Here is a 22972-nt window from a genome sequence, read left to right as displayed (position 1 = left end):
TCATGAAAAAAAGAACAAAAATAGTAGCAACCGTTGGACCATCATCAGACAGCTTGGAAAAAATCATAGAGTTGATAAGAGCAGGGGTAAATGTCTTTAGACTCAACTTCTCTCACGGTACACACGAGTATCATCTGAGCGTTTTGCAAAAGATTAGAGAAGCGAGCAAGCAGACTGGTCTTTTCATAGGGGTTTTGCAGGATATCAGCGGTCCAAAGATAAGAGTAGGGGCTTTGGATGGCGCTTTTGAGATTATGCACGGCGATAAGATAGAGATTTTAAAAAACAGCATAACGGGATACAAAAGCCAAAACAACAGCTATGTAGTAAGTATCAGCGAGCCAAAAATTTTACAAAATCTTCAGACGGATAGCGATATCTTCTTTTGTGACGGACAGATAAAGACAAAAATAGTAGAGATAAAAGATGACAAAATTGTGGTTGAAGCTCTTAGCAACGGCATCTTGTCCTCTTTTAAAGGGGTGAATTTTCCAAACACAAGACTAGGTCTTGATATACTTACTCCCAAAGATATAAAAGATATGGAGTGGGGCGTAAAAAACAGTGTTGATTTTATGGCGATATCGTTCGTTCAGCATGCCTTAGATGTCATAAAAGCCAGAGAAATCGTAAGCTCTTTTGGCGGAGATGTGCAGATCTTTGCAAAGATAGAGAAGTTTGACGCCGTTGAAAATATTGACGAGATCATAGAAGCAAGTGACGGCATAATGGTTGCAAGAGGCGATTTGGGGATAGAGATTCCCTACTATGAAGTGCCTCAGGCTCAAAAAATGATCATCAAAAAAGCAAATGAGATGAGCAAGCCAGTGATTACCGCCACTCAAATGCTTCTCTCCGTGACAAACTCCAAGAGTGCGACAAGGGCGGAGATAAGTGACGTGGCAAATGCCATACTTGACGGCACTGACGCTGTTATGCTCTCCGAGGAGACGACTGTCGGCAAATATCCTGTAGAGGCTGTGACAATTATGATGGAAACCATCAGAGCGACCGAGAGGTCAACTTATCCATATTATAAATTTTCAGATTTTGAGATGCATGATTTTACAGACAGCATAAACTACTCCGCTGCAAGGTTATCAAACCATCTAAAAACAGACGGCATTATTGCTATGACAAACTCAGGCAACAGTGCGAAAAAAATCGCAAGATATAGACCAAACCAGACTATTTACGCGGGCTTTCATTCGCAAAAAACGGCAAGAGTTCTGACTATTGTCTGGGGTGTAGTTCCCGCATTTTTGGTAAAAAAAGGCTCAATCGGACAGATGCTCAACCAGCTTTTAAACGATGGAATAAAGCGCAATCTAATCAGCTTCGAGAGAAGTTACATCCTCATAGCAGGCGACCCGTCAGGGGTGAGCGGCAGCACAAATATGATAAGGGCGCTAAGACATGAGGAGATGAAATTTTTCGTAAATTTAAAAGATTTGGATTGTTATGAAGTGTAATATTTTTAAGATGGAGATTTTTATATGAAATACAGATATATAGGAAAAACAGGGCTGAGAGTTACTCCCATCTGCTTGGGGACTATGAGCTTTGGTTCTTGGAGCGATGAAGCTGAGGCTTTTAAAATCATGGATAAGGCTTATGATAGAGGGATCAATTTTTTTGATACAGCCGAGCTATACCCTGTACCGCCTGATGAAAAATATGCAGGCGTAACCGAGACTATTGTGGGAAAATGGCTAAAAGGCAAACCAAGAGAGAGCATAATAGTGGCTTCAAAGGTTGCAGGTGCGGCAAACGGCTGGTTCGTTCCGCCCATCCGCCATGGTTATACGGCGATTGACTCATTTCATATAAAAAGAGCGATTGAGGGGAGTTTGAAGCGGTTGCAAACTGACTATATAGACCTGTATCAGATGCACTGGTCTGACTCTGTCGTGCCGATAGAGGAGTCATTAAAAGCGTTTGACGAGCTGGTAAAAGAGGGCAAGGTGCGATACATCGGAACTTCAAACGACACGGCTTACGGTCTTACAAAAGCTAACGAGACTTCAAAAAGGCTGGGCATTGCAAGATTTGAGTCCATACAAAACAACTTCTCACTCAACAACCCTCGTTTTTTGGATGAGCTCTCAGAAGTTTGCAAAAGAGAGCAGATATCGCTTCTGCCGTACTCTCCTTTGGCTGGCGGAGTGCTCAGCGGAAAGTATAACGGCGAGCTTTACCCTAAAAATGCGAGATATTCCGACTATGTATCAAGTAAAAGTAGCCGCTTAAACTCCCAAGTCGCAAGATTTGTAAATGAGAAAACACTTAAAGCTACAGCGTGTTATGTTGAGATAGCAAAAAAGCTTGAAATCTCTCCCGTGACTTTGGCGGTGGCATATTCAAAACAGTTTGAGTTTGTCGCTTCAACCATCATCGGGGCAAGAAATGCCCAGCAGCTTGATGAATCTTTTGCCGCGATGGATATGACATTATCTGACGAGACGATGAGCGAGATAAAGGCGGTACAGCAAGAGATCATGTACCCGATGGGTTGAGAGATGAAAAAGCTCTACATCATCAGACACGCAAAATCTAGCTGGGGCGATGAGACGCTTGATGACTTTGAGCGACCTCTCAACAAAAGAGGAAAAGCAAATGCTCCGATGATGGGTGAGCGACTCAAAAAAACGGGCGTAATACCCGACATCATCATCTCTAGCCCCGCAAAAAGGGCAAAAAGCACCGCTGAGATAATAGCCAATGAAGTCGGGTATAAAAACATACTCTTTTTGGATGATATATACGAAGCGACTTCAGAGACACTTAGCAAGATAGTTAAAAGGCTTGATGAGAGCTACAAGGTCATCTTTTTGGTAGGACACAATCCATCGCTAAATGAACTGGCATATAATCTCGCAGGCTTTAATGAAAATATCCCGACATGCGGCATTGTAGAGATAGAGTTCAAGTGTAAGAAATGGGCAGAAATAGCTCCCCAAAATGCAAAGTTAGTGATGTTTGAGTATCCTAAAATGTACAAAGAGAATATGATATAATTATTTCATATCAAAGGAAAAGCATGAGAGCAACAAAAGAGAGTATATTGCACTATTTAAAAGAGTTAAAAGCAGAGTTCTCAAAAGAGGGCATTACGGCGTTTGCACTTTTTGGAAGTTTTGCAAAGGATACTCAGACAGTATATAGCGATATAGACATAGCTATTTCCAAAAAAAACGATTACTTATCGGATAATTCTTCTTACTCATATTTTGAGACTATCGAAAAAATCAAAGACAAAATAAGAAAAAAATTTCACCGCAATATAGATATATTTGACCTCGACAGCCAAAGCCCGCTAAAAGAGACAATACAAAAGGAACTTATATATGTTTAGTCAAAAAGCCATAGAAAGAGTAAAACTTATAGATAAAAAGATTAACTTTGTAAATGCGATAATCAGTGAAAAGGGCTCGGTCTTAAAAGCTCTTGAAGATGAGCAAAACTCACGAGCTTCCATACTAATGCACCTGACATCTATAGCCGAGCAGTTTGATAAGCTTCTTCACAACGGCGAACTTGAGGTATTGGCTTTTTTTGATAAGCAAGATATAAAGGGGAGCTATGAGTTGAGAAATTTTATAGCTCATGATTATGAAGGCGTGGATTTGTATATAGTCGAAGATGTGATTGCTCAAAGACTGCCTGTGATAAAAGAGTCTGTTAAAAAAATAATGCAAAATCATATATCATAGAAATATTCTTTATAAAGTCTGCTGGAAAATAGAGATAGTATGTAATTTATAGAATATTAAGTAGACGGATAAAAATTTTGGTAATTATTAGAGAGAATATGCCTAAGCTATGAAAAATAGAATTTTAGGCAAGATATGATAAAAGATTAAACTTTGAGCTTTGTGTTCATAGATTGTTGTATGATGATTAAACAAAATAAAGGGCAAGAGAGATGTTATGAAAATAGTATTTAACAATAAAGAATATAAAAAAAATGGTAATGTTGCAGGTGACAATGGAAATGGTTTAGGGAGACTTTGTTATGACATTTTTAAATATTATTTAAGAGTGAATCCGAACAAAAGCTATGAAGAATTACAAAAAATCTTTAATAATGCTTCTATTCATAAACAATTATCTGGATTGAGGAGTAAAAGAAAAGTTATTTTCAATAAAAAAGATTTTTATAATTGGTATAACAACCATGCAGGTAAAGATTCAAAAAAAGATGAAAGATATTTTGGAATAGGAAATTATGGTGTTTCCACCCCTTATAATGAAGAGGAATTATATTTTACTACCCAATGGGGTAATAGTAGTGGAAATATTGATAATATGATTCGCTTTGCAAAAGAACAAAACTACAATATTAAAATTCTAGAAAATGAAAACCTTAATAAAATTATATATCCAGACGAAGTAGATACTAATAGTAATCAAACTTATGTCGAGGGAAGTGTCAAACAAGTTACAATCAATTTTTATGAGCGAGATCAAATAGGCAGACAAAAGTGCATAAATTATTACGGCTATCAATGTTATGTTTGTGGTTTTGATTTTAAAAAAGTATATGGAGATATTGGAAAAAACTTTATTCATGTTCACCATATCAAACCATTATCTGAAATAAGGAAAGAGTATAAGTTAGACCCAATAAATGATTTAAGACCCGTTTGCCCTAATTGTCATGCTATGATACATCGTAAAAATCCTAATTTTAGCATTGAAGAAATATCAAATTTTATCAACGATAGAGAATCTGAATAGAAATCAAAAAAACAGATTTTAGAAGAAGATTTTTAAGTAGAAAAAAACGCAAAGTTATATTAGAATATAAGTGGAAGGGGAGTTAAATTATGACTAAAACCATAACCTTAGCACACGGTAACGGCGGGCAAGAAAACAACGAGCTAATCTCTAAAGTTTTTTACAAAGCATTTAAAAACGACATCCTAGACAAAAGCGAAGATGCGGCGGTGATAGAGGGCGGCACTTTGGCATTTTCAACCGACAGCTTCACGGTCACTCCGCTCTTTTTTGCAGGTGCGGACATAGGCAAACTTGCAGTTTGCGGAACATGCAACGACCTTGCCATGATGGGTGCTAAGCCGAAATATCTTACATGTAGCGTGATAATCGAAGAGGGTTTTAGTGTAGAGAAGCTTGAGCGCATAGTCTCATCCATGCAAAAAGAGCTGCTAATTAACGGCGCGCAGGTCGTGAGCGGAGATACAAAAGTTGTACCTCGCGGCAGTGTGGATGGGATATTTATAAACACGACAGGTATCGGGGAGATTTTACAAAGAGGCATCAGTTCAAACAGCATAAGCGAGGATGATGTCATACTTCTAAGCCGAGATATCGGGTGCCACGGAGCTACCATCTTTGCATCTCGCGAGGGCATAGAACTCAGCTCTGCGCTTAAAAGTGACTGCACCTCTCTTTTTCCTGTTGTGAAGAGTCTTATAGATGAGGGCGTAAAGATTACGGCTATGCGCGATGCGACACGCGGTGGTGTCAGTGCGGCTCTTAACGAGTGGGCGAGGCAGTCAAATATTTGTATAGAGATAGATGAGAAAAAAATCGTTACAAGCGATGAAGTTATGGGGCTTTGTGAGCTTTTGGGGTTTGAAGCGATGTCTCTGGCAAACGAGGGGACATTTTTGCTCGCAGTGAACAAAGAGGAATCTAAAAGGGCAGAGCAGATTTTAAAAACATTTAATAAAAATGCCTCTATCATCGGCAAAGTTACCGACAAGCATCTTAAAAAAGTCATTATAAATTCGGCGTGGGGAACGCAGAGGTTTTTGGACGTCCCAACCGGTGAGCTTCTCCCTAGGATCTGCTAAATGCATGAGTACAGCATCGTTCAATCGCTCATTGATAGCTGCGAGGAGCATGCAAGAAAAAACAATGCAAAAAAAGTGACAAAAGTTGTCGTTAAAATCGGCACTCTCAGCGGAGTTGAGCCGCATCTTCTGCGTGAAGCTTACGAGATGTTTAGGCTTGGCACGGTATGTAATGATGCGGAGCTGGTTTTAAATCTTCAAAAAGTAAAAGTCCACTGCAACGTCTGCGGCGTGGAGGAAGAGCTTGAGAAAAATGAGTTTATCTGCCCAAAATGCGGCAGTTTTGACATAAAAGTTCTTGATGGCGAAGAGATGTATTTGATGAGTTTGGAGCTAGAGTAGTGATATGGAGCATTGAGATAAGAGGCGTTGTGCAGGGTGTCGGATTTCGCCCTTTTATCTACAATCTTGCCGCTTCATCCGGGCTAAGTGGAGAGGTATCAAACAACGGTTACGGTGTGCTGATACTTCTTGACGCTACAAAAGAAGAGCTGGATGAGTTAGTAAAAAAGATAAGAGACAACAAACCTCCGCTGAGTGAAATAGACTCCATAAAAATAACTCAAGTAAAAAAAACAAAATCGTTTGACGGTTTTAGCATAGAGATGAGCGAAGGTGCCAAAAATCTCTCCAGCCATATTCCACCTGACATTGCAATGTGCAGTGAATGTGAGAGTGAACTTCACGATAAAACCAACCGCAGATTTGGGTATCCGTTTATTACATGTACAAATTGCGGACCCCGTTTTAGCATCATAAAAAATCTTCCCTACGACAGAAAACATACCTCTATGGATGAGTTTGCAATGTGTGAAAAGTGTGCACAAGAGTATAAAAATCCACAAGACAGACGCTACCACGCTCAGCCCATTGGATGCCATGAGTGCGGACCAAAACTCTCTTTGTTTGATAACAGCGGCAATATGATAGAGAGTGAAAACATCGTAGATAAAGCTGTCGAGCTTATAACTGAGGGGAAGATTTTGTGCGTAAAAGGAATAGGGGGTTATCATCTGGTTTGTGATGCTACGAATGATGAAGCTGTGAAACTTCTGCGAGAGAGAAAGCAAAGAGCCTCAAAGCCTTTTGGAGTGATGGTAAAAGATATCTACATGTCAAAAAATATTGCCTCTATAAACGAAAAAGAGGAGGCGCTTCTTTGCTCAAACAGACGCCCTATTGTTCTGCTTAAAAAAAGAGAAGATAACGCTCTAAGCCAACATGTCGCTCCAAATATCAACCAAATAGGGCTTTTTTTGGCATACACTCCGCTTCATCATCTTATTTTACAAAGGTTGAACAGACCAATAGTCGCGACAAGTGCGAACGTCTCAGATGAGCCGCTTTGCAAAAGTTATGATGAGATTATGAGGCTTCGCGGCATTTGGGACTTTTGCTTGGATAACGACAGAGAGATACTGAACTGCTGTGACGATTCGGTAGCCTTTGTCGAAGGTGAGAAAACATTTATGCTAAGAGATGCAAGAGGATACGCGCCTCTCTATCTTAAACTTCCTCATAAAACAGACAAGAAGATTTTAGCACTTGGAGCAAACCAGAAGAGCAGTGTGGCTATTACTATCGGGCAGAGTGTTGTTTTATCGCCATACATCGGGGATTTGGGAAGTTTGTCGAGCATAGAGCATTACAAATCGCACATAGAGACGTTGAAGCGGATTTATGAGTTTGAGCCTGATGTGGTAGTTTGTGATAAACATCCAAACCATGAGTCGACAAAATACGCAAAAGAGTTGGTGGCGCAAAACAGAGACATAGAGTTGCTTCAAGTTCAGCACCACTACGCGCATATTTTGGCAACTATGGGCGTAAATGGCATAACGACAAAAGTTCTGGGTGTCAGTTTTGACGGAACCGGATACGGCGATGAGGGCAACCTTTGGGGCGGAGAGTTTTTTGTCTGCGACTTAGAGAGTTATGAGAGAGTAGGACACTTTAAATACTTTAAACTTCTTGGCGGTGAGAGGGCGATAAAAGAGCCGCGGAGAGTCGCTCTTAGCTTCTTGTTTGAGATATACGGCGAGGATACTTTTGCGTTAGATAATGCGACAACAAGCTCATTCTCAGCAACCGAGAAAAAAACACTCTACACGGCATATAAAAATAGTCTAAATACACCGCTCTCAAGCTCGTGCGGACGACTTTTTGATGCAGTGGCATCAATCTTAGATGTTATTCAGGTTTGCAGTTATGAGGGCGAGAGCGGACTGCTTTTGGAGAGCCTCTATGATGAAAATATTTTTGAGAGTTATCTCTTTGGCATAGAAGAGGGCGAGATAGATTTCAGCCAAATATTTAGGCAGATTTTAGATGAAGAAAACAGTCGTGTTGCGGTTTCTAAATTTTTTAACACGATAGTTGAGATAATTTGCGAGATGCACAAAAAGTATGATTTGCCACTGGTTTTAGGCGGCGGAGTGTTTCAAAACAGAGTGCTTTTAAGACTGATTATGCAAAAAATCCCTGATGTAATCTTGCCTGAGATGTTTGTAAGCAATGACGCCTCAATTGCCTACGGACAGGCAATAGCCGCTGCCTCAGAGTTCGAAACTCTTTGACATGTAGTTTTTAATATCTTCTGTTTTTAGCTCATTTTTTACCATAAGCTCATTCGCTAAAATACCCTGAGCTAGAAGCATGTCTGCACCGTCTTTAGATGTTATACTTTTGCTATTTGCAAGTTTTAAAAACGGTGTTACTTTGCCGTAGATGGCATCTGCCGCAAATGAGCTGTTGTCTAAAATGTTTTCTAGCAAACCTGATGGACATGGTAGCTCTTCATCTTTTAGCCCGGCACTTGTAGTATTTACAACCAGATCATATTTTTTAAGTTCAAAATCTTCCCAGCCAAAGCACTCACAACCAAGTTCTTTAAAATAAGCAAGTTTGTTTTGGCTTCTGTTTAGGACACTTACTTTTATGCCGTCTTCCATAAATCTAGCGCAGAGCGCTTTTGCCGTTCCGCCTGCACCAAGAACTAAAATATTTTTAATAGCGCCAAACTCTTTGATGGCAAACATAAAACCGTCAGCATCGGTGTTGTAGCCTATAAGTTTGCCGTTTTCGTTTACGATAGTGTTTACGACTCCAACTTTTTTGGCAAAGCCTCTTACTTCATCGCAAGCCTCATACGCCGCCTCTTTATGAGGAACGGTAATATTTGCTCCGCTAAGGCTTAGGGAGAAAAAAGTCTCTTTTAGTTTTGAGCCATCCGTCAGATGAACTCTTGTGTAGCAGGCTTTGTAGTTTAGATGTTTAAATACAGAGTTGTGCATAAGCGGAGAGCGAGAGTGCGCAACAGGGTCGCCAAAGATGGCAAATAATTTCATTTAGTCTAAATCTTCCAGCGAAGCGACAAGTGCGCCGAGTTTGTTTTTAACTTCCAAATATTCTAATTCGTTTTGGCTGTCTGCAACTACACCAGCACCGGCTTGAAGAACAACTTTGTCATCTTTTACAAGAGCAGTTCTGATTGTAATTGCGCTGTCCATATTGCCATCAAACCCGAAGTAGCCGACACTTCCGCTGTAAAAACCGCGCTTTAGCCCTTCATACTCGGCAATAAGCTCCATCGCTCTTATCTTTGGCGCACCCGTCATAGTTCCAGCCGTAAATGTAGCCATAAAGAGGTCAAACATATCTTTGTCGTCCGCAAGCGTAGCGGTGACATCGGAGACTATATGCATAACATGGGAAAATCTCTCTATATGCATCATATTTTCAACTTTTACGCTTCCAGTTTTTGCAACACGGCTGACGTCATTTCTGCCAAGGTCGATTAGCATGAGATGCTCTGAGAGCTCTTTTGGGTCTGCCAAAAGCTCATCTTCAAGCTCTTTGTCTCTTGCTTTTGTAGCGCCTCTTTTTCTTGTACCTGCAATCGGACGAAGAAGAAGCTCGCCGCCAGTTAGCCTTACCATAACCTCAGGAGAGCTGCCGACTATGTTAAAATCTTCATACTCCATTAAAAACATATATGGTGATGGGTTTTTGCTTCTAAGAATTCTGTAGAAGCTAAAAGGATCTACATGTATATTTCTTGTAAAGCGGTTTGTCATAAGTATCTGAAAAACGTCGCCGCTTCTTATCATCTCTTTTGATTTCTCAACCATCTCAAAAAACTGCTCTTTTGAGAATGCAAAGCTTCCTTTGTCATTGCCGATATTTCGCTTCATATGAACATATTCGTAAGCGTTTTTTAGCTCAGCTTCGATCATATCAAATTTTTTGCTCATCTCTTCTTGAGTGCTTATAAGTGTGAGTTGATAGTTTTTGTGAGAGTAAACAAGAATGATTTTTGGAAGTATCAGGTCAAGGTCAGGAGTGTTTAGCTCATCTCTAAGATCATCCATTGTGTTATGTAGTTTTGGTTCAAAAACTTTAACCATATCATAACCGATATAGCCTATAAAGCCGTCCACATAACCTACTTTCAGCTCAGCGGATGCTTTTTTATAGATGTCTGTATCAATATTTTTGTAGTAATTTTTTAAGAAAGTAAAAGGGGACTCATCTTTTGTGTGTGTTAAACCTTCAGCATCTGTATATATGGTTTTTCCGTCTATATACTGAACTCTCTCTCTTGCACCGATGCAGATGAAGCTGTAGTTTCCTTCGCTTCCTCCGGCACTCTCAAAAAGATAGGAGATCTCATCTTTGAAGATCTCCTTTAGTTTCGCATAGATAGCAACAGGAGCTAACTGGTCTTGAATAAATTGTTTAGAGTAAATCAAAAAAAACCTTATCTGGCTATATTCTAGTTAAAAAAGCACCTGCTTCAACAGACTTTCTAACCGGAATTAACGCCTTTCTTGCTTCTGCTTCATTGACAAAAGGTCCGACTAGAACTTTGTTTAAAGTCTTAGAGTTTACGGTCACTTTATGAAATTTATATTTGTACCCAAGGTTTAAAATAGAGTCTAGAAATTTTTTATTTGGCTCGTACTTTGCAAATGAACCGACTTGGATATAGTACTCACCCGAAGTTGCAGGAGCAACACTCTTTGGTTCAGCTGCTACTTTTTTGGTCTCTATGACTTTTGGTGCCACGGGAGCAGGCTCAACACTCTCTTTTTCTACAGTTTGAAGATTCTCTTTTGAGCTCTCCTCTTTTAATTTTTGAGCGATCTCATCTAACGATGTGCTCTCGGGAGCGCTCTCTTGAACAACGGTAACATCTTCAAAAAGAGGCTCGTCATTTTGTGTTTGAACCTCTTTTTGAGGCTGAGGAGGAAGAACGGCTTGAGGCAGATTGTCAGTGCCGCTTGATGTAAGGGTGTTCATCAGCATAACAACAATTATTAAAACAACACCAAGTGTCGCTACTGCTAAAATTATCTTTTTATTTCCCGCGGATGAACCACCTTTATTTAAGATAATATCATTTAGTTCATTTTTTTCTTCCATAACCACTCCTTTATAATTCTTCTCTCATAATAATACCCAAAACTTGTTTATGAGTACTCTTTTTTGTCAAAAAGCATACTCTATTCCATTACATGTGCTTTGACCAAGATGCTCCGCGCTCTTTTGCATACACTTCGTAAGGAAGTGTTAGAATATTGTACTCATCGGGCAGATCAGGATTTGGAAACATTCTCCACTGTTTTGGCTGTTTTGCCGCGAGCTTCATGCTTATCATTTTGCCAAGCTGTATAGCTTCTTGCAGCGTTGTATGGCCTTTGTGGATATAGACGTGAAGATGACCCTCTGTTTTTGTTTTGTAGGCGGTAAAGTTTATAAAGCCCTCTTCGCGAAGAAGAAGCTGTGTCTTATGATAAAAACGCTCAGGGTCTCTTCCGTTGTAGTCGATCACGATATTCTCAACTTTGTTATTTTTGTTGATAAGAGAGTGTGCTACTGTTATGTCGCCTTTTATATGCTGGTTGATGACAGACTGGGATAACACAGCATTTACTTTTTCAAACTTGTTGTAAAAGGTGCGCCCTTTGTACAGAATTTTCTCCACTACTTCGTCTCTTTTGATCCAGTAGTGGTCGTTTACCATTTTTATGAGGTTTAAATCTGATACTGTCATTTTAACAACCGACCTTAATAAGTTGATTGATGATAAATTACGAAGTTTTGAGCCAGCTCTTTCAACTCTTTTTTTACTTTTGCCTGCAACTCTGTATTGTTAATATCATCAAGAACATCCGCTATCTTGTTTGCAATAAATTCAAACTCTTTCTCTTTCATTCCTCTTGAAGTCAGAGCAGGGCTTCCTATACGGATACCTGAAGTAACAAACGGGCTTCTTGTCTCGCCAGGAACAGTGTTTTTATTTACGGTAATGCCCGCATTTCCAAGAGCGATATCCGCATCTTTACCTGAGAAATCACGATTTAAGAAAGAGAGAAGAACCAAGTGGTTGTCAGTTCCGCCGCTCACAAGGTCGTAACCTCTTTTTACAAGTACTTCTCCAAGGATTTTCGCGTTTGCTTTTACCTGCTTGGCATAATCTTTCCACTCAGGAGAGAGGTTGTACTTAAACCCTACAGCTTTAGCAGCTATAACGTGAACAAGCGGTCCGCCCTGAAGAGCAGGGAAGATAGCAGAGTTCATCTTCTTAGCTATCTCCTCGTCATTTGTCATGATCATACCGCCTCTTGGACCTGCAAGAGTTTTATGAGTCGTTGTAGTTACGACATGAGCGTGAGGGAACGGGCTAGGGTGCTCACCTGCTGCAACAAGACCTGCAACATGGGCAATATCTGCAAACAGTATAGCTCCAACTTCGTCAGCGATCTCACGGAATTTTGCAAAATCTATCTCTCTTGCATAAGCAGAAGCGCCGCAAACGATAATCTTCGGCTGAACAGCTTTTGCAATATCCATGATCTTCTCATAGTTCATACGACCGTCAAGCTCAACACCGTATGTAAAGCTTGAGTAGTTTTGTCCTGAGAAGCTTGGCTTGCTTCCGTGAGTCAAGTGACCGCCGTGGCTAAGATCCATACCAAGAAGTTTGTCTCCTGCTTTTAAAAGACCTGCATAAACTGCAGCATTTGCCTGACTTCCTGAGTGAGGCTGTACGTTTGCGTAGTTACATCCAAAAAGCTTACATGCTCTGTCAATCGCCAACTGCTCAACGCCGTCAGCATATTCACATCCGCCGTAGTAACGTTTGCCCGGATAACCCTCAGCATATTTGTTTGTAAATACAGAACCCATAGTTTCCATAACTGCAGGAAGTGTAAAGTTTTCAGATGCGATCATCTCTAAATGGTCAGTCTGGCGCTCTAACTCTTTTTCGCACAGATCAAATATCTCTTTGTCATACTCTTGTAAAAAACTCATCTATTATCCTTTTATTAATTTAAAAACGCGAAAGGAAGTAATTCCTTTCGCTACGCTAGCCGCTTTGGCACTGAAGCTTGACACATTCGTGTCAGATAAAACCATTTACTTACTCGTTTTCTTCTTGTTTTTCTTCTGTATGTATCGGTTTCATTGCAGGGAAGAGTAGAACGTCTCTGATCGAGTGCTCATTTGTCAAAAGCATAACCAGTCTATCTATTCCAATGCCTTGTCCTGCGGTCGGAGCCATTCCATAGCTAAGTGCTTCTACAAAATCCAGATCCATCTCGTGCGCTTCATCATCGCCGCTCTCTTTTGATTCAACCTGAGCTTTAAATCTCTCATATTGATCAACAGGATCGTTTAACTCGCTAAATGCGTTTGCAATCTCGCGCCCTGCAATAAAGAGCTCAAAACGCTCCGTAATTTCAGGATTTGCATCGCTTCTTCTTGCCAGCGGAGATATGTCAACAGGGTATTCGGTAATAAAAGTAGGGTTGATGAGTTTCTCTTCAACATATTCGTCAAAAAGCTCGCCTTGGAGTTGACCCAGACTTAAACCATTTTTTACTTGAACATTGTTGCTCTTTAAGAACGCAATAATCTTCTCTTTGTCGTTTACTATATCCTGCGGAACCCCACCGATAGTGAATAGCGACTCTATAAGCGGCACTTCACTGAACTTGCTAAAGTCAACTTCCAGATCTCCGTAAGGAAGCTGTGTAGGAAGATCTAGATGGTCAAAAAGGTATCTAAAGTACTCTTTTGTTATCTCTATGAGATCTTTGTAGGTTTTGTATGCCCAGTAGAACTCAATAGATGTAAACTCAGGGTTGTGAGTAGCATCCATCCCCTCGTTTCTAAAGTTACGGTTTATCTCAAAAACAGCCTCAAATCCGCCTACGATAAGTCTTTTGAGGTAGAGCTCAGGAGCGATTCTCAGGTATCTGTCTATACCAAGAGCATTATGGTGTGTAACGAACGGCTTAGCGTTTGCTCCGCCAGCAATCGGGTGCATCATAGGAGTTTCAACCTCTAAAAAGCCTTTGTCTTCAAAGAAACGGCGGGTCAGAGAGATAACTTTAGAGCGTATCTTAAATGTTTTGCGGACATCTGCGTTCATGATAAGATCGAGATATCTTTTTCTGTATCTGATCTCTTTATCAGTTACACCGTGAAATTTTTCCGGAAGCGGAGATATCGCTTTTGTTAGCAGTTTTAACTCATCTGCATGGAGTGAGAGCTCTCCTTGTCCTGTTACAAAAGGATAGCCTACAACCTCTACGATGTCGCCTACTTCAATATTTTTCTTAAACACATCGTTATAAAAACCTTCTGCTAGATTGTCTCTTGCAACATAGATTTGAAGCATCCCGCTCTCATCTTCGATCTTTATAAAACTTGCTTTTCCCATAACTCTAAAAAACTTTATACGCCCGCTCACTACGTAGTGACGCTTCTCATCTCTTTTGTTCTCTTCGTGAAAAATATCACTGTTTACATTTAAAAATTTCTCGATCGTCGTACTTCTTTTTGAGTCGTTAGAGTAGGGGTTTATTCCATCTTTTTTAAGAAGTTCTGCTTTTTCTATTCTTAGTTGTATAAATTTATTGTCAAAAACCAATAGTTATTCCTTTAATCGTTTGTTATTTTCTACAATCTTTGCAGATGCCGTATATCTGCATTGAGTGATCCTGCATCTCAAATCCTAGCTCTTGGGCTATCTTATGCTGTCTCTCTTCTATCTGCTCATCAACAAACTCTATAATTGTTCCGCAGACGGTGCAGATAAAGTGGTCGTGGTGGTGCTTTGCTCCGAGTTCATACTTTTTCCCCTGAGCTCCAAAAGATAAAGAGGTGACCATATCCGACTCCTCCAAAAGAGAGAGAGTTCTATATACGGTGGCGATCCCTGTCTTTAGGTCCGGAAACTTCTCTTGAATAAGATTGTGAAGAGCCTCTGGAGTCAGGTGCTCATCAGAGTTGTAAAGAGTCTCTAAAATAACCTCTCTTTGAATAGTGAACTTAAGATTGTTCTTTTTTAGAAGTGTTTTGAAATTCTCAAGAAGCTGTTTATAAGCGACTGTTTTATCATTAAAGTCGGTTGTTATCTCAGACATAGTTACTGCTCCTCTTTAGTGGACAAGTTCTGCTCAGAGCTCTGGCTTATCTTCTTCTTCGCGTCATCTATGATCTTTGCAGTAGACTCTTTAATGTTTTCGTTTATGCTCTCTTGAACCGCTTGAGAGCCTTTTTGTATGGTAGTGTTTATATCTTCTGATATCTCAGCAGGATCAAGTTTCATAATGACGCTTCCCACTTCAACCAGCACAGGGAATACAAAACTGTTTTGCATCATAGAGTCGATATTTGTTCTCATCGCCTTGATATTATATGCAGCGTATGAGATAACGGCAGCAATAAGGAAGAACTTGCCTGCACTAAAGATGAATCCGAGGATCTTGTCAAATATACCAAGACCGCTAACAGAGCTTAGCTTTTTGAAGATCAGACCGACAACAACCATTAAAAGCCAAAAAATAGCCAGAGTAACTAAAAAGCCGGTAAAGCCGATAGCAGCACTGTTCTCAAACTTAAATACAGAGTCGCTTATAAGCTGCCCGACATCATCTCCTACTCTAGAAGCTATAAAAATACCGCCGACAATCCCCAAAAGCCCGAATAGCTCTTTAAAAAACCCGTTTATAATCCCCTTAAGTCCTAAAAATAGGATTATGATAGATATTACAATGTCAAAATAGCTGAATTCCATTATTCGCAGACCTTAGACACCATGTTTTTGCCATTGTTCTTAGAAGCGTACAGAGCTTTGTCAGCTCTTTGCATAAGTGAATCTGGAGTGTCGTTTTGTAGGAATTTAGTCAATCCTATGCTTGCGGTGATAGATATTTTTTGACCCATATATATTAGGTTGTTTGAGCTGATTAGCTTCAAGAGTCTGTTCGCTATAGCTTCAGACTGCTCATCGCTATTTCTGTTTAGTATGATCGTAAACTCTTCTCCGCCGAATCTGAAAATCTTATCTCCGTCTCTTAGCGCTTTTCTAAGGATATTTGAGATAAATATAAGGATCTTATCGCCCGTAATATGGCCATAGTTGTCGTTTATAGATTTAAAGTTGTCGATATCTATCATCAAAACATGCAGGCTGTAAGGAATATCTTTGTTTGCACATACATCTTTGAGGTAGGATATAAGAGCTCTTCTGTTTAGAACTTTTGTGAGAGGATCAAGGTTTGAGGTCTGCTCAAGCACTTTTACCTTGTTCGAGAGCTCAGAGATCACTTCATTTGCTTTTTTGACCTCTTCGGTCATATGAGTCTGGATTTCATTGAATTTTTTTGTCAGAGTCTCAAGGTTTATATGCTTCTCGCCGCATTGATCCATAGTCTCTTTGTTAAGCTGCGTGAGCTCTCCAAACTTGTCGTTTGTGTTTTTGTAAGAGGTTAAACTCTGCTTTACAAGCTCTTTGTAGGAGTTGTTGAAAGCCTCTTTTGCATGCTCTATGGAGTCGATATCTTTGTCGTTGATATTTGAAACGACCTCAATAGCATCTTTTAAGTAGCTAATTATCTGCCCTTTTGTCGCTTTCTCATCTGAGTTAATACGTTCGAGCAGATTTTCATAAATCTCTTCTATTAGTGCTTTTAAATCGTTTTTTTCCATAATGTGCATCCATTAAAAAATATGGTGCATTATACACTTTTAAGCATAAAAAAAAGCTTTTATGCTCTTTTAATTGTTTTTAAACTAAGTAATCAGTGCTATTTTAGTTACTATTATGTAGAATATCAAAAAAATTTGAATATAAAGAAAAAAAGGTTTTATAATGAGTATCTGGACTCCTTCTAGTTGGAGGCAAAAGCCTATTGTGCAGCAGCCAACATATCCAAATATAGATGAATTAAATAGAGTTTTGGCAGAACTAAAAGATTATCCGCCGCTTGTTTTTGCAGGTGAGGCACGTTCGCTTAAAAGCCAGCTGGCAAATGTTGTAGAGGGGAAGGCTTTTTTACTTCAAGGCGGAGATTGTGCCGAGAGTTTTAGCGAGTTTCATGCTACAAATATCCGTGATACATTCAAAGCAATTCTTCAGATGGCTGTTGTGATGACCTATGCGGGCGGTCTTCCGGTTGTCAAAGTAGGGCGCGTTGGCGGACAGTTTGCAAAGCCTCGTTCAAGCGACAATGAGACTATTGACGGTGTGACTCTTGACTCTTACAGAGGCGATATTATAAACGGTGTTGATTTTACTGCAGAGGCAAGAACTCCAGATCCCCAGAGAATGATAAAAGCATATAACCAGTCGGCTGCGACACTTAATCTTTTACGTGCATTTGCAACCGGCGGTTTTGCCAATCTTCATAAAGTTCATCAGTGGAACCTTGACTTTACACATCAGAGCGAGATAAGTAAAAAATATGAAGATCTTGCAGAAGAGATAGGCAAGTCGCTTAAGTTTATGGAGGCGTGCGGAATTACGTCAAAAACTCAAAGAACTCTACGTGAAACCGATTTTTATACATCTCATGAAGCGCTTCTGCTTCCTTATGAAGAGGCTTTTACAAGAAAAGACTCAATAACGGGTGATTGGTATGACACATCTGCGCATATGTTGTGGATCGGTGACAGAACCCGTCAGATCGACGGTGCTCATGTTGAATATATGAAGGGTATTCACAATCCTATAGGTGTTAAAGCAGGACCTACAATGGACCCTGATGACCTTATAAAGCTTTGCGATATTTTAAACCCGAACAATGAGGCAGGTCGTCTGAACGTAATTGTAAGAATGGGTGCAAACAAGGTGGCTGATGGTATGCCTAAGCTTATACGCGCAATTGAGCGTGAGGGCAAAAAAGTTCTTTGGAGCTGTGACCCGATGCACGGAAACACTATTAAATCATCAAACAACTTTAAAACACGTCCGGTAGACTCTATTCTTACAGAGATGAAGCAGTTTTTCCAAGTCCATAAGTCTGAAGGTACGTTTGCAGGCGGTGTTCACTTGGAGATGACCGGAAGAAACGTGACAGAGTGTATCGGCGGTTCGTTTATAGTAACCGAAGAGGATCTAAGCTCTCGTTATCATACTCACTGTGACCCTCGTTTAAATGCCGATCAAGCACTGGAGTTGGCATTTTTAATTGCAGACACGCTTAAAGAGAGAGGTTGATCTCCTCCTCTTTAGCCTGAATATCCAAAAGCTCCTCCACTTTTTCTTCATAAAGATTTTTCAGATCTTCAAGCTCACGCGCAAGTTGCGTAATGCCTATCTTTTCGTAACATAAAGGGTCTGCAAGACAGCTGTTTTTCTCATCTATTTTAGCTTCAAGCTTCTCAATCTCTACAGGCAGTTTCTCTAGAGCTATCTTCTCTTTGTAGGTTAGTTTCAGCTCTTTTGGCTTGCTCGTTCTTGCTTTTGGTTCTGCCTGTTTGCTCTCCTGCTCCATGCTGCTAAGCTCTTTTATCTCACGTTCTAGTTCAAGATACTCGCTATAGCTCTGGTAGCTCTCTTCGATATGTTTGTCATCTTTGAAGATGAAGAGTTTTTTGGCGATCTTATCTACAAAATATCTGTCGTGGCTAACGATGATTACCGCTCCGCTGAAGTTTATAAGCTGCTCTTCTAAGATATTGATAGTCGGAATATCTAAATCATTTGTCGGTTCATCAAGGATGAGAATATCTACATTTTTTGTAAAGAGCAGGGCAAGAGCGATGCGGTTTTTCTCTCCGCCGCTTAGTATTCCTATCTTTTTATCTAAAAACTCTCTTGGAAAGAGAAAGTTTTTCAGGTAGCCGTAGACATGCATATCACGCCCACGCACGCTTACTCTGTCTCCGCCATGCGGGCAGAATGTCTCTATAAGATTTTTCTCATCATCTAACATCTCTCGGTGCTGATCGAAGTATCCTATCTTAAACTCCCCTCTCTTTATCGCTCCGCTTGTAGGTTCTATGCGTCCTAAAAGAGCTTTGAGAAGTGTTGATTTTCCGCTTCCGTTAGGTCCTACTATTGCTATAACGTCTTTTTGCAGGATCCTTGTGCTAAAATCTTTTAAAAGCTCTTTGTCTCCAAGCTTTAGTCCTAGATGCTCCACTTCAAAGAGCATTTTCTGTTTGTTGACACTCTTGTCTCGGTTGAAGTGTTTTGCTTCGCGCTCAAGCTCCAGAGTCATCTTTTTTATCTTGGAGGGGTTTGTTTTTGCCTCTTCTCTAAGAGTCATAAGCCGCTCTTTTCTGCCTTCGTTTCTCTTAAGTCTGGCCTTAACACCTCTTGAGAACCACTCATTTTCTCTCTTTAGAATATCAAGCAGATTTTCATGCTGCTTCTCCAGCGTTCGCATATACTCCTCTTTTTGTTCAAGATAGTTGCTGTAACCGCCGCTATACTCTCTAAGTGAGCAATCCTCTACTTCAACGCTCTTTGTAGCGACTCTATCGATGAAGTATCTGTCATGCGATATAAAAACAAGGGTAAACTTCTCTTTTAAAAGCAGCTCTTCTAAAAATTCGACCATATATACGTCAAGGTGGTTTGTCGGTTCATCAAGAAGCAGAATATCCGGTTTTTGAAGCAGCAGTGATGCAAGAGCGACCCTTCTTTGCTCCCCTCCGCTAAGCATGACTACAAGTTTGTTCTCATACTGCTTTAGATCAAAATGCTGGATTATCCTCTCGATCTTGTCATCTAGATTCCATGCGTTGTGATGCTCAATATAGCGTGATAGCTTCTCATGCTCCTCTAAGAGTGTTTTGTTCTCAAAATCATCCGCAAGTTTGAGTGAGAGCTCATTGTATCTCTGCTTGGCAGAGTTTAACTCTTTAAGTCCTGCCTCAACCGCTTCCCTAACTGTATGGCTCTCTTTGAAGTTAGGTTTTTGGTCAAGCATCTTTACTTCCAGATTCTGCCTGATGATCCTCTCGCCGCTGTCTTGCTCAAGCGTTCCGTTGACAATTTTCATCAGCGTTGATTTGCCGCTTCCGTTTTTTCCGATGATTACGATTCTCTCCCCCTCGTCAACATGAAAATTTATTTCGGTTAATATTTTTTGAGCTTCGTAATGTTTTGATATGTTTAGTAGATCTATGAGTGCCATGAAGTCTTTGTATCCCTTAATTGTTACGCAATTATAGTATAAGTTTCATAATAGAAAAGTTTGAATATAATCTATGACCTTATAAAAAACAGGAGTCATAAATGGCTACAGTAATATCTTACGGAGCAGCTGAGACGGTAACAGGTTCGTGTCATCTTCTTAAAGTAGGCTCTATAAAAATTTTGATCGATTGCGGGATGTTTCAGGGAAACGGCGGAAGCAAGAAAAATTATGAGCCGTTTGGCTTTGATCCTTCAGAGTTGCACTATCTTATCTTGACGCACGCACATCTCGACCACATCGGAAGAGTTCCAAAGCTTTTTAAGGAGGGATTTAAAGGCAGGATAATTGCAACAAAGGCTACACGTGATATTGCTAAGATCATGCTTTTAGACAGTGCGGGAATTTTGCAAGAAGAGTATAAAACGATAAGCAAAAAAGCTCGCAGACGCGGTGAAGAGGAGAGTGTCCAAGAGCCGCTCTATACAAAAGATGACGTAAAGATGGTCTTTGCAAAAAAATGGACTACGCTTGAGTATTTCGAAGAGCATAAATTAAAACAGCATATAAGAGTCTCTTTTGGAAATGCAGGTCATATTATGGGAAGTGCTTTTGCAATAATAGATTATCAGGAAGAGAATCAGCATAAACGAGTTATATTTTCTGGAGATTTGGGCTCTCCTGAGAGGCTGATAATAGATGAGCGTGATAAAATTGAGGAAGCTGATGCTCTCTTTATAGAGTCTACATACGGAGACCGCAGACATAAGCCGCTAGATCAGAGTGTAGAGGAGTTTAAAGAGGCGGTTATAACTACGCTAAAAGATAACGGCACGGTCTTGATACCATCTTTTGCACTGGAGAGAACACAGGAGATTCTTTGGCTTCTACATGAGATGCACGATAACGGGGAGCTGCCAAAATGCCGAATCTTCTTAGATAGTCCGCTTGCCATAAAAGCGACAAGGCTTTACAATAAATACCCAGGGCATCTAAGCGATGAGTTGGAATACTCAACCGGAAACGGAGAAGATCCTTTTTCATTTGCGTGGCTTGAGACGACAACCACAAGAGACCAGTCAATGGCTATAAACAAAGTAAAAGAGCGTTCTATAATAATTGCAGGGAGCGGTATGTGTAACGGCGGGCGTATTATGCACCACTTAAAGCACAGGCTTTGGAACAGCAGAAATGCAGTCATATTTGTCGGATTCCAGGTTACGGGAACACTTGGAAGAAGCATAGTAGACGGACAAAAAAGTGTAAAAATATACGGAGAAGACATAGTCGTAAAGGCTAAGACTTACACGATCAACGGCTTTTCAGCTCATGCAGACCAAAAAGAGCTAATTGATTGGATGAGTTCAATTAAGAATCTAAAAAAACTATATCTTATTCACGGTGAGAGAGATAAGATGGAGATATTTGCAACTGCTATAAAGAATGAGCTTGGTCACGAGAGTCATATTATGGAGGTTGGAAACTCGGTTGCGCTTTAGGCGCTCTCCTCATAGCATAGCATTTTTGCCGTGTACCACTCGGCGATCTCTCTGTCGCTGTATTGATACTCTCTTTGAGAAAAAGGTATGGCGGTATTGCGAATTTTTGAGCGGATGATGCCCATAATGATAAAAGCAAGAACTAAAGCAAGCAGAGCTATAAAGTAGTCGTATAGATACCAAGAGGCTAGAGCAGAAAAGATCGTAGTATATTGCACAAAGAGCCTCAATGCCAGAGCTGTAAACCTGCACTTTTTTGAATGAAGTGTCGGTGTTGGCTCTATCTGCTCTATAAACTCCTCTTGCACTGTTTATCTATTTTACAACAAAAACATCGACATCTGACTGCTCTAAAATATCAAAAGCAAAAAAGCTTACATTTTGCGTTGCGTGGATTGAAAGCATATCGTAGCTTATATCCGAAGCCTCTTCTTTGAATTTTTTAGGATTTAAAGAGCTTACAATTGCTGAGGCAGATATATCTAGCTCATTTGGCATAGATAAAGATTTCAAGAAAGCGTCTATATTTTTTTGAGACTCATCTTTTATGCGAGCTTGGTATTTCTCAAGGTCATCCTCTTCAAAACCAAAGAGACCGAACTTATCATCACTCGGAAGATAGAATAGGTTAAGCAGAGTTATTTTTGAGTTTGGAAAAAAATTGGCTACTTTTTTGATTGCAGCAGCAGAGTCATCAGAGAGGTCGGTTAATACCAAGATGTTTTTATACTCTAGCTCATGCTCATCTTTCATTACCAAAATAGGAGTCTGAGCATTTTTTATTATCTCTTTTGTATGTGAACCCATAATAAATTCATTTAAAAAGTGTGTCTCACCGCTGTTGCCCATAATGATGAGATCCGCGTCTAATAGCTTTGCACTGTTAGCGACTTCAACTTTTATTTTGCCGCTGACACAGTGAAAGTTCTCTTTTTTAATTTCACTATAATTCTTGCTTAGTTCAGTATATCTACGCTCATGCACAGCGTCTATATCCTCTTTTTTTGAAAAGAATGAGCTCTCTACCACGTGAACAACGTGAAGTTCACCATCTCTTTTGTTTGTAAAATCAAGCGCTTTTTCTAAAACGACATAACTGCTTTTTGAAAAATCTATAGCGACCAATGTTGTGAATTTCTTCATAGTGACTCCAAAAGTAAATAATATTGTAGTTTTATCATATTGACATAAATAAAACAAGACATACCGT

23 protein-coding genes are annotated in these 22972 nt (G+C 40.0%); 11 read left to right on the top strand and 12 right to left on the bottom strand.

Going from position 1 to position 22972, the window contains the following annotated elements; all coding sequences use genetic code 11:
- Positions 1–2 precede the first annotated feature (2 nt).
- From pyk to hypF, 9 genes are all read left to right on the top strand, one after another.
- Positions 3–1472: a pyruvate kinase gene (pyk, locus tag FCU45_RS05865; RefSeq protein WP_137013269.1), complete on the top strand. Its 1470-nt coding sequence runs from the start codon at positions 3–5 to the stop codon at positions 1470–1472.
- A 24-nt stretch (positions 1473–1496) separates the two neighbouring features.
- Entirely contained in the window at positions 1497–2516 is a 1020-nt protein-coding gene (locus FCU45_RS05860) for an aldo/keto reductase (RefSeq protein ID WP_137013267.1), read from the top strand.
- Positions 2517–2519: 3 nt separating this feature from the next.
- Positions 2520–3017 carry a SixA phosphatase family protein gene (locus FCU45_RS05855; RefSeq protein ID WP_137013265.1) on the top strand — a complete coding sequence of 166 codons (498 nt, stop codon included), beginning with the start codon at positions 2520–2522 and terminating at the stop codon, positions 3015–3017.
- 23 nt (positions 3018–3040) lie between these two features.
- On the top strand, positions 3041–3355 hold the full coding sequence (locus tag FCU45_RS05850; RefSeq protein WP_137013263.1) for a nucleotidyltransferase family protein: 315 nt from the start codon (positions 3041–3043) through the stop codon (positions 3353–3355).
- On the top strand, positions 3348–3713 hold the full coding sequence (locus tag FCU45_RS05845; protein ID WP_137013261.1) for a HepT-like ribonuclease domain-containing protein: 366 nt from the start codon (positions 3348–3350) through the stop codon (positions 3711–3713). Before FCU45_RS05850 ends, FCU45_RS05845 begins: the two co-directional genes overlap by 8 nt.
- Before the next feature lie 217 nt (positions 3714–3930).
- Positions 3931–4740, top strand: coding sequence for an HNH endonuclease (locus tag FCU45_RS11645; protein ID WP_223175810.1), 810 nt, complete (start codon positions 3931–3933; stop codon positions 4738–4740).
- 89 nt (positions 4741–4829) lie between these two features.
- Positions 4830–5822, top strand: coding sequence for a hydrogenase expression/formation protein HypE (gene hypE / locus FCU45_RS05835; RefSeq protein WP_137013259.1), 993 nt, complete (start codon positions 4830–4832; stop codon positions 5820–5822).
- Positions 5823–6164, top strand: a complete 342-nt coding sequence (gene hypA / locus FCU45_RS05830) for a hydrogenase/urease nickel incorporation protein HypA (protein WP_137013257.1) — start codon at positions 5823–5825, stop codon at positions 6162–6164.
- Positions 6164–8398 (top strand): carbamoyltransferase HypF, encoded by a 2235-nt coding sequence (gene hypF, locus FCU45_RS05825; RefSeq protein WP_137013255.1) that lies wholly within the window; start codon positions 6164–6166, stop codon positions 8396–8398. Before hypA ends, hypF begins: the two co-directional genes overlap by 1 nt.
- On the opposite strand, the gene FCU45_RS05820 is transcribed toward hypF, so the two are convergent.
- From FCU45_RS05820 to FCU45_RS05780, 9 genes are all read right to left on the bottom strand, one after another.
- On the bottom strand, positions 8378–9169 hold the full coding sequence (locus FCU45_RS05820; protein WP_137013253.1) for a shikimate dehydrogenase: 792 nt from the start codon (positions 9167–9169) through the stop codon (positions 8378–8380). The genes hypF and FCU45_RS05820 overlap by 21 nt on opposite strands.
- On the bottom strand, positions 9170–10573 hold the full coding sequence (locus tag FCU45_RS05815; RefSeq protein WP_137013251.1) for an anthranilate synthase component I family protein: 1404 nt from the start codon (positions 10571–10573) through the stop codon (positions 9170–9172).
- 16 nt (positions 10574–10589) lie between these two features.
- Positions 10590–11246 (bottom strand): SPOR domain-containing protein, encoded by a 657-nt coding sequence (locus FCU45_RS05810; RefSeq protein ID WP_137013249.1) that lies wholly within the window; start codon positions 11244–11246, stop codon positions 10590–10592.
- Positions 11247–11334: 88 nt separating this feature from the next.
- Complete coding sequence (locus tag FCU45_RS05805; RefSeq protein ID WP_137013247.1) at positions 11335–11877, bottom strand: DUF1882 domain-containing protein; 543 nt, start codon at positions 11875–11877, stop codon at positions 11335–11337.
- A gap of 14 nt (positions 11878–11891) precedes the next feature.
- The gene (locus FCU45_RS05800) at positions 11892–13139 is read right to left on the bottom strand and encodes a serine hydroxymethyltransferase (RefSeq protein WP_137013245.1); all 1248 of its coding nucleotides are present in this window, start codon (positions 13137–13139) and stop codon (positions 11892–11894) included.
- A 109-nt stretch (positions 13140–13248) separates the two neighbouring features.
- Positions 13249–14763 carry a lysine--tRNA ligase gene (gene lysS / locus FCU45_RS05795; protein ID WP_137013243.1) on the bottom strand — a complete coding sequence of 505 codons (1515 nt, stop codon included), beginning with the start codon at positions 14761–14763 and terminating at the stop codon, positions 13249–13251.
- A 22-nt stretch (positions 14764–14785) separates the two neighbouring features.
- Positions 14786–15259: a Fur family transcriptional regulator gene (locus FCU45_RS05790; protein WP_137013241.1), complete on the bottom strand. Its 474-nt coding sequence runs from the start codon at positions 15257–15259 to the stop codon at positions 14786–14788.
- A gap of 2 nt (positions 15260–15261) precedes the next feature.
- Positions 15262–15912 (bottom strand): CvpA family protein, encoded by a 651-nt coding sequence (locus FCU45_RS05785; protein ID WP_137013239.1) that lies wholly within the window; start codon positions 15910–15912, stop codon positions 15262–15264.
- On the bottom strand, positions 15912–16826 hold the full coding sequence (locus FCU45_RS05780; RefSeq protein ID WP_137013237.1) for a GGDEF domain-containing protein: 915 nt from the start codon (positions 16824–16826) through the stop codon (positions 15912–15914). Before FCU45_RS05780 ends, FCU45_RS05785 begins: the two co-directional genes overlap by 1 nt.
- Before the next feature lie 163 nt (positions 16827–16989).
- Between FCU45_RS05780 and FCU45_RS05775 the strand changes: the two genes are divergently transcribed.
- Complete coding sequence (locus FCU45_RS05775) at positions 16990–18336, top strand: class II 3-deoxy-7-phosphoheptulonate synthase (RefSeq protein WP_137013235.1); 1347 nt, start codon at positions 16990–16992, stop codon at positions 18334–18336.
- Here the strand turns inward: FCU45_RS05775 and FCU45_RS05770 are convergent.
- Positions 18320–20263, bottom strand: coding sequence for an ABC-F family ATP-binding cassette domain-containing protein (locus FCU45_RS05770; protein ID WP_137013233.1), 1944 nt, complete (start codon positions 20261–20263; stop codon positions 18320–18322). The two genes, FCU45_RS05775 and FCU45_RS05770, sit on opposite strands and share 17 nt — an antisense overlap.
- Before the next feature lie 101 nt (positions 20264–20364).
- Here FCU45_RS05770 and FCU45_RS05765 point away from each other — a divergent pair, with 101 nt between their 5' ends.
- On the top strand, positions 20365–21762 hold the full coding sequence (locus tag FCU45_RS05765; protein ID WP_137013231.1) for an MBL fold metallo-hydrolase RNA specificity domain-containing protein: 1398 nt from the start codon (positions 20365–20367) through the stop codon (positions 21760–21762).
- Here the strand turns inward: FCU45_RS05765 and FCU45_RS05760 are convergent.
- Together FCU45_RS05760 and FCU45_RS05755 are read right to left on the bottom strand one after the other, a co-directional pair.
- Entirely contained in the window at positions 21759–22070 is a 312-nt protein-coding gene (locus tag FCU45_RS05760) for a hypothetical protein (protein WP_137013229.1), read from the bottom strand. The two genes, FCU45_RS05765 and FCU45_RS05760, sit on opposite strands and share 4 nt — an antisense overlap.
- Positions 22071–22077: 7 nt before the next feature.
- Complete coding sequence (locus FCU45_RS05755) at positions 22078–22905, bottom strand: universal stress protein (protein WP_170175834.1); 828 nt, start codon at positions 22903–22905, stop codon at positions 22078–22080.
- Positions 22906–22972 lie beyond the last annotated feature (67 nt).

Origin of the sequence: Sulfurimonas crateris, from assembly GCF_005217605.1 — a bacterium.
Classification (GTDB): domain Bacteria; phylum Campylobacterota; class Campylobacteria; order Campylobacterales; family Sulfurimonadaceae; genus Sulfurimonas; species Sulfurimonas crateris.
This window is presented reverse-complemented; position numbering and strand designations above follow the sequence as displayed.

What these genes read in the sequence shown, in the direction of transcription:
- FCU45_RS05800 (WP_137013245.1), bottom strand. Translation starts at nt 13,139, where the DNA reads ATGAGTTTTTTACAAGAGTATGACAAAGAGATATTTGATCTGTGCGAA.
- FCU45_RS05775 (WP_137013235.1), top strand. Translation starts at nt 16,990, where the DNA reads ATGAGTATCTGGACTCCTTCTAGTTGGAGGCAAAAGCCTATTGTGCAG.
- FCU45_RS05860 (WP_137013267.1), top strand. Translation starts at nt 1,497, where the DNA reads ATGAAATACAGATATATAGGAAAAACAGGGCTGAGAGTTACTCCCATC.
- FCU45_RS05810 (WP_137013249.1), bottom strand. Translation starts at nt 11,246, where the DNA reads ATGGAAGAAAAAAATGAACTAAATGATATTATCTTAAATAAAGGTGGT.
- FCU45_RS05845 (WP_137013261.1), top strand. Translation starts at nt 3,348, where the DNA reads ATGTTTAGTCAAAAAGCCATAGAAAGAGTAAAACTTATAGATAAAAAG.
- FCU45_RS05805 (WP_137013247.1), bottom strand. Translation starts at nt 11,877, where the DNA reads ATGACAGTATCAGATTTAAACCTCATAAAAATGGTAAACGACCACTAC.
- FCU45_RS05820 (WP_137013253.1), bottom strand. Translation starts at nt 9,169, where the DNA reads ATGAAATTATTTGCCATCTTTGGCGACCCTGTTGCGCACTCTCGCTCT.
- FCU45_RS05755 (WP_170175834.1), bottom strand. Translation starts at nt 22,905, where the DNA reads ATGAAGAAATTCACAACATTGGTCGCTATAGATTTTTCAAAAAGCAGT.
- FCU45_RS05850 (WP_137013263.1), top strand. Translation starts at nt 3,041, where the DNA reads ATGAGAGCAACAAAAGAGAGTATATTGCACTATTTAAAAGAGTTAAAA.
- FCU45_RS05790 (WP_137013241.1), bottom strand. Translation starts at nt 15,259, where the DNA reads ATGTCTGAGATAACAACCGACTTTAATGATAAAACAGTCGCTTATAAA.
- FCU45_RS05770 (WP_137013233.1), bottom strand. Translation starts at nt 20,263, where the DNA reads ATGGCACTCATAGATCTACTAAACATATCAAAACATTACGAAGCTCAA.
- pyk (WP_137013269.1), top strand. Translation starts at nt 3, where the DNA reads ATGAAAAAAAGAACAAAAATAGTAGCAACCGTTGGACCATCATCAGAC.
- hypA (WP_137013257.1), top strand. Translation starts at nt 5,823, where the DNA reads ATGCATGAGTACAGCATCGTTCAATCGCTCATTGATAGCTGCGAGGAG.
- FCU45_RS05765 (WP_137013231.1), top strand. Translation starts at nt 20,365, where the DNA reads ATGGCTACAGTAATATCTTACGGAGCAGCTGAGACGGTAACAGGTTCG.
- FCU45_RS05855 (WP_137013265.1), top strand. Translation starts at nt 2,520, where the DNA reads ATGAAAAAGCTCTACATCATCAGACACGCAAAATCTAGCTGGGGCGAT.
- FCU45_RS11645 (WP_223175810.1), top strand. Translation starts at nt 3,931, where the DNA reads ATGAAAATAGTATTTAACAATAAAGAATATAAAAAAAATGGTAATGTT.
- FCU45_RS05780 (WP_137013237.1), bottom strand. Translation starts at nt 16,826, where the DNA reads ATGGAAAAAAACGATTTAAAAGCACTAATAGAAGAGATTTATGAAAAT.
- hypE (WP_137013259.1), top strand. Translation starts at nt 4,830, where the DNA reads ATGACTAAAACCATAACCTTAGCACACGGTAACGGCGGGCAAGAAAAC.
- FCU45_RS05785 (WP_137013239.1), bottom strand. Translation starts at nt 15,912, where the DNA reads ATGGAATTCAGCTATTTTGACATTGTAATATCTATCATAATCCTATTT.